This is a genomic window from Saccharopolyspora sp. 7B, assembly GCF_020177435.1.
In the GTDB taxonomy this organism is placed as follows: Bacteria; Actinomycetota; Actinomycetes; order Mycobacteriales; family Pseudonocardiaceae; genus Saccharopolyspora_C; species Saccharopolyspora_C gregorii.
In genome coordinates this window covers 1-5,565 of record NZ_JAIUKC010000003.1, presented here as the reverse complement: position 1 = coordinate 5,565, position 5,565 = coordinate 1, and the positions used below count along the sequence as shown (strand labels likewise).

Below are 5,565 nucleotides of genomic sequence, written 5' to 3'. Positions count from 1 at the left end.
CGGGGGGCGCGGGGGGGCGCCCCCCGCCCCCGCCGGGGGGGCCCCCCGCGGGGCGGCGGCCCCGCCCCGCCCCGCGCGCCCCCCCCCCCGCCCCCCGCGCCGGTTCCGCTGCCGACCTCAGCCGCGGAGGAAGCCCAGCAGCGCTTCGTTGAACCGCTCGGGGTGGGAGGCGTTGATGGCGTGCGGACCGTTCTCGACCACCACGAGTTCGCTGTTCGCGAGCGCCTCGGCGGAACGCCGCCCGCTGACCTCGAACGGCACGATGGCGTCCGAGTCGCCGTGGATCACGAGGGTCGGCACGGTGATCTCGGCGAGGTCGCCGCGGAAGTCGGTGCGGCCGAACGCGGCGATGCAGTCCAGGGTGCCCTTCGGGGACGCGAAGGACGCGATCGTCTGCGCGTGGGCGCGCTGCTGCTCGCTGACCAGCAGCCGCCCGTTCGCGGAGAAGAAGTCGGTGGTGAAGCCCTCCAGGAAGGCGATCCGGTCGGTGCGGACCCCGTCCTCGAACCGGGCGATCGTCGCGTCGTCCAGGCCACCGTCCGGGTTCTCGGCGGTCCGGTGCAGGTACGGCCGCACCGCGGCCGCGAGCACGGCCTTGTCGACCCGGCCGGAACCGCGGGTGCCGAGGTAGCGGACCACCTCTCCCCCGCCCATGGAGAACCCGACGAGCGTCGCCCCGCGCACGTCGAGGTGGTCCAGCAAGGCGTGCAGGTCGGCCGCCAGGGTGTCGTAGTCGTACCCGCCCCACGGCTGGGAGGACCGGCCGAAACCGCGGCGGTCGTAGGTGATCACGCGGTACCCCGCGTCGATGAGCACCGGGACCTGCGGCTCCCAGGAACGTCCGCTGAGCGGCCAGCCGTGGATCAGCACGACGGGCGGGCCGGAGCCGTGGTCCTCGTAGTGCAGCTCGATCGGGCTGCCGTTCTCGGTCCCGACGGTGACGGCGGGCATGGGCTCCTCCGGTGCGGTCGATGCCGGTTGCGCGCCATCCGCATGCCCTCTCGGCCGCCGCACCAAACCTCCGGCCGTGCCGGAGCGCCGCGCGGAGCGCCCGCGCGACCGGTTCCGACCCTCCCGAAGCTCGGCGCGAGTCCTGGATCAGCGCCCGCAGCAGCGGGACATTCCGCGCCACAGCAGGTCGATGAGGGCTTCGGTCTGGGCACGCCAGGGGCCGCGCTGGTCGAGGAAGAGGAGGCCGCCGAGGCCGCGCAGCACCACCTCGGGGTCAAGGCCTGCGCGGACGGTCCCGGCTTCGACGTTGGCGGCGAGCAGCGTGGCCACCGAGCCGACCAGTGCTTCGTGCGCGGTCTTGGGCAGCTCGCCGCGGGCGGCGGTGGCGGCGCTGAGCGCGTTCGCGAGGCCGCGCTTGGTCATCATGTAGTGCGCCAGGTGGTCGGTGGTCCACACCCGGAACGCCTGCTCCGGCGGGTGGTTCTCCAGCAGGCTGGGCACCACCTCGACCAGGTGCCGCACCTCCCGCTGGTAGACGGCGAGGATGAGGTCCTCCGGTGCCGGGAAGTGGCGGTAGACGGTGCCGACACCGACTCCGGCATGCTTGGCGATCGCGTTGAACGACACCTCGCCGCAGCTCGTCAGCGATTCGGCGGCGGCCGCGAGGATCAGCTCGTGGTTGCGCCGCGTGTCGGCGCGCCGGTGGTTCACCGCTCCCGTGCTCATCGTTCCCTCCCCTTCCGCTCCGCCCCCGAGAGCCTCCTGACCTGCGTGAAAAGACCGCGCCTAGGCATGTTTGCCGACCGGATACTAATCCGCTAGCCTCGATGAGGACAGCGGATTTTTATCCGGTTCCCGGCGCGGCGTCGTGCGCGACGTGGCCACCACCCCACCACATCATGCCGCCCGGCTCCGGGGCGCGGTTCCAGCGGAGAAAGAGTTCCTTTGCACATCTCACTCGAAGTCAACGGCAGCCAGGAGCAGCTCGACGCCGAACCCGGCGTGACGCTGCTGGACGCGCTGCGCGAACGGCTCGACATCACCGGCCCCAAGAAAGGTTGCGACCGCGGCCAGTGCGGTGCGTGCACCGTGCACGTCGACGGCCGCCCCGTGCTCTCCTGCCTCACCCTCGCGGCCGCGGTGCGAGCACCGGTGACCACTGTGGAGGGTCTGGCCGAAGGCGAGGAGCTGACCCCGCTGCAGCAGGCGTTCGTCGACCAGGACGCCATGCAGTGCGGGTTCTGCACCTCCGGGCAGATCATGTCGGCCCAGGCGGCCATCGACCAGGACGTCACCGACGTCCGCGAGTTCATGTCCGGCAACCTGTGCCGCTGCTCGGCCTACCCGAACATCATCGCCGCGATCGACCAAGCTAAGGGCACCGATGCGACAGTTTGAGCTCACCACCCCCGCCTCCGTCGAAGCGGCCACCGCGGAACCTGCCACCTTCCTGGCGGGCGGCACGACGCTGGTCGACCTGATGAAGCTGGACGTGCTGACCCCGCAGCGGGTGCTGGACATCAACGAGCTGCCGCTGCGCGGCCTCGACGCCGCCGACGGGCTGCGGATCGGCGCGCTGGAGCGGATGAGCGACGTCGCGGCGCACCCGGGCGTCTACCCGATGATCTCGCGGGCGCTGCTGCTCAGCGCCTCCCAGCAGCTGCGGAACATGGCCAGCATCGGCGGGAATCTGCTGCAGCGGACCCGCTGCACCTACTTCCGCGACGTCGCGATGCCCTGCAACAAGCGCGAACCCGGCAGCGGCTGCCCCGCGCTGGACGGGGCGAACCGGATGCACGCCGTGCTCGGCACCAGCGACTCCTGCCTGGCCACCCACGCCAGCGACGTGGCGGTCGCGTTCACCGCGCTCGACGCCGAGGTGCGGCTGCTGAGCTCCGAGGGCGCGCGCACCGTGCCGCTCGCCGAGTTCTACCGGCTGCCCGGCGACACCCCCGACGCCGAGAACGACCTGCGGCCGGGCGAGCTGATCACCGAGGTGGTGGTCCCGCGCCTGGACTGGGCCGCGAACTCCACCTACGTCAAGGTGCGCGACCGGCAGTCCTACGAGTTCGCGCTGTGCTCGGCGGCCGTCGCCCTGGACGTGCGGGACGGCCGGATCGCCGACGCCCGGGTCGCCGTCGGCGGCGTGGCCACCGTGCCGTGGCGGCTGCACACCGTCGAAGAGGCGCTGCGCGGCGCACCCGCCACCGAGGAGTCCTTCGAGCACGCCGCCGGAGCGGCGGGCGAGGGCGCCCGGACGCGGGGCGCGAACGGCTTCAAACCGGCCCTGCTGAAGCGGACCGTGATCCGCGCGCTGCTCGAACTGACCGAGGGGAACCGCTGATGCCCAGCCGACTCGACGGGCCGGTCAAGGCCACCGGCCGGGCCAAGTACGGGGTGGACCACAACCTGCCCGGCATGGCCTACGGATACCTGGTGCTCAGCACCATCGCGCACGGCGAGATCGCGTCGATGGACCTCACCGCGGCCCGCGCCGCCGCCGGGGTGCTCGCCGCGTATTCGCCGTTCGACCCGCTGGAGCTGGGCACCCCGACGCTGCCCGCGTTCGGCGACACCTGGGTTCCGCTGCAGGACAAGGAGGTCGCCTATTACGGGCAGCCGATCGGGTTCGTGGTCGCCGAGACCTTCGAGCAGGCGCGCGACGCCGCGCTGCTCGTCGAGGTCGAGTACCACGAGCGGCCCGCGCTGACCTCGCTGGCGGACGGGCTCGTCACCGCCGAGGACGCGCCGACCTCCGGCCACGGCGGCGGGCCGTCCCTGGACATCCTCGCCGACGGCGTCGAGTCCATCGAGGACGCACTCGCCGCCAGCACCGTGGTGGTGTCCGAGACCTACTCGACCGCGGCGCAGAACCACGCACCGATGGAACCGCATTCGGCCGTGGCGTACTGGGATTCGACCGGACTGACCATCCACAGTGGAACACAGGCGTCGGACATGCAGGCCGCGGAGCTGTCGATGGCGCTCGGGGTCGAGATCTCCCGCGTGCACGCGGTGAACCCGTACGTCGGGGGCGCGTTCGGCGGCAAGGGCCGCACCTCGGCGCCCGCGTTCCTCGCGGCGGCCGCGTCCCGCGACCTCGGCAGGCCGGTGAAGGCGTCGCTGACCCGCGAGCAGGTGTTCACCGCCACCGCGGGCCGCGCCGCCACCGTGCAGGAGGTCTCGCTCGGCGCCGACGCGGACGGGACGCTCGTCGCGGTGCGGCACGACTCGTGGTGCAGCACCGGCGCGGACCGCTCCTTCGTGGAACCGACCTCGCACGGCACCTCCCGCGAGTGGTACGCCACCCCGAACCTGTCGCTGCGGCAGAAGATGGTGCCGCTGAACCTGCCGCCCACCACGTTCATGCGCGCCCCCGGCGAAGCACCCGGGTCGTTCGCGCTGGAGAGCGCGATGGACGAGCTCGCGGTGGCGCTGCGGATGGACCCGATCGAGCTGCGGCTGCGGAACAACTCGATCGCGCCGCCCGGCAAGGACCTGCAGTGGTCGGCGAAGTACCTCGACGACTGCTTCCGGATCGGCGCGCAGCGGTTCGGCTGGGACCAGCGCACCCCGAACGGGCGCACCGACGGCGACTGGCTGGTCGGGCTCGGCACCGCCACCGCCATGTTCCCGGCGCTGCGCTTCCCCGCCTCGGTGCGGGTCACGCTCGGCGCGGACGGCAGGGCGGAGGTCGCCACCAGCGGCGCCGACCCGGGCACCGGGCTGCTGACGGTGCTCTCGCTGGTGGGTGCGGAGACGCTGGACATCGCGCCGGAGCGGGTGACGCCGAAGCTGGGCGACTCCTCGCTCCCGGCGGGCGGCATGTCCGGCGGTTCCACGGCGACCGCCAGCGCGGGTTCCTCGGTGATGCTCGCGGCCTCCACGGTGCTCGACTCGCTGCTGGAGCTGGCCGCCGCACCGGGCGCGCCGTTCGAGGGCGCCGAGGTCACCTACGCGGACGGGCAGGTGTTCGCCGACGGGCGGAGCATGCCGTTCGGCGAGCTGCTGCGGGCGGTGGGCCGCGACTCCCTGTCGGCGACCGGCTCCACCGCGCCCGGGGAGGAGCTGACCAAGCACTCGTTCAGCTCCTTCGGCGCCCAGTTCTGCGAGGTCCGGGTGCACCGCTGGACCCGGGAGGCGCGGGTGTCCCGGTTGCTCGGGGTGTTCGACGCGGGCCGGATCGTCAACGAGAAGGCGGCCCGCAGCCAGCTCAGCGGCGGCATGATCTGGGGCGTCTCGGCGGCGCTGCACGAGGCGATGGAGGTCGAGCCGAACGGCCGCATCGCCAACGGCGACTTCGCCGGGTACCTGCTGCCGGTGCACGCGGACATCCCCGACATCGATGTGCAGTTCATCGAGCACCCGGACACGCTGCACAACCCGGTGGGGGCGAAGGGCGTCGGCGAGATCGGCACCGTCGGCCTGGCCGCCGCGATCGCCAACGCGATCTACAACGCAACCGGCACCCGCGTCCGCCACATCCCCATCACCATCGAGGACCTCCTCGACGACTGAAGCCCCCCCGGGGGGGGGGGGGGGGCGGGGGCCCCCCCCCGCCGCCGCGGGCAGGGAGGCGCGGGCAGGGGGGCAGGCACACCAGGCACGAGAGTG

The 5,565-nt window shown here is 73.0% G+C and carries 5 protein-coding genes; 3 read left to right on the top strand and 2 right to left on the bottom strand.

Annotation, left to right across the window (positions count from 1 at the left end):
- Window positions 1-117: 117 nt before the first annotated feature.
- Both LCD33_RS00890 and LCD33_RS00885 read right to left on the bottom strand, forming a co-directional pair.
- The gene (locus tag LCD33_RS00890) at window positions 118-951 is read right to left on the bottom strand and encodes an alpha/beta fold hydrolase (RefSeq protein ID WP_224977409.1); all 834 of its coding nucleotides are present in this window, start codon (window positions 949-951) and stop codon (window positions 118-120) included.
- Between the two features lie 147 nt (window positions 952-1,098).
- Window positions 1,099-1,677, bottom strand: coding sequence for a TetR/AcrR family transcriptional regulator (locus tag LCD33_RS00885; protein ID WP_224957777.1), 579 nt, complete (start codon window positions 1,675-1,677; stop codon window positions 1,099-1,101).
- A 219-nt stretch (window positions 1,678-1,896) separates the two neighbouring features.
- Here LCD33_RS00885 and LCD33_RS00880 point away from each other — a divergent pair, with 219 nt between their 5' ends.
- The 3 genes from LCD33_RS00880 to LCD33_RS00870 are packed head-to-tail and all read left to right on the top strand — an operon-like array spanning window position 1,897 to window position 5,469.
- Window positions 1,897-2,349 carry a (2Fe-2S)-binding protein gene (locus tag LCD33_RS00880; protein WP_224957776.1) on the top strand — a complete coding sequence of 151 codons (453 nt, stop codon included), beginning with the start codon at window positions 1,897-1,899 and terminating at the stop codon, window positions 2,347-2,349.
- Window positions 2,336-3,295, top strand: a complete 960-nt coding sequence (locus tag LCD33_RS00875; RefSeq protein ID WP_224957775.1) for a xanthine dehydrogenase family protein subunit M — start codon at window positions 2,336-2,338, stop codon at window positions 3,293-3,295. Before LCD33_RS00880 ends, LCD33_RS00875 begins: the two co-directional genes overlap by 14 nt.
- Entirely contained in the window at window positions 3,295-5,469 is a 2,175-nt protein-coding gene (locus LCD33_RS00870) for a xanthine dehydrogenase family protein molybdopterin-binding subunit (RefSeq protein WP_224977408.1), read from the top strand. Before LCD33_RS00875 ends, LCD33_RS00870 begins: the two co-directional genes overlap by 1 nt.
- Window positions 5,470-5,565: the final 96 nt, after the last annotated feature.

Bases quoted from the DNA above. Each gene is read 5' to 3' on its own strand.
- LCD33_RS00870 (WP_224977408.1), top strand. From the start codon at position 3,295: ATGCCCAGCCGACTCGACGGGCCGGTCAAGGCCACCGGCCGGGCCAAG.
- LCD33_RS00885 (WP_224957777.1), bottom strand. From the start codon at position 1,677: ATGAGCACGGGAGCGGTGAACCACCGGCGCGCCGACACGCGGCGCAAC.
- LCD33_RS00890 (WP_224977409.1), bottom strand. From the start codon at position 951: ATGCCCGCCGTCACCGTCGGGACCGAGAACGGCAGCCCGATCGAGCTG.
- LCD33_RS00875 (WP_224957775.1), top strand. From the start codon at position 2,336: ATGCGACAGTTTGAGCTCACCACCCCCGCCTCCGTCGAAGCGGCCACC.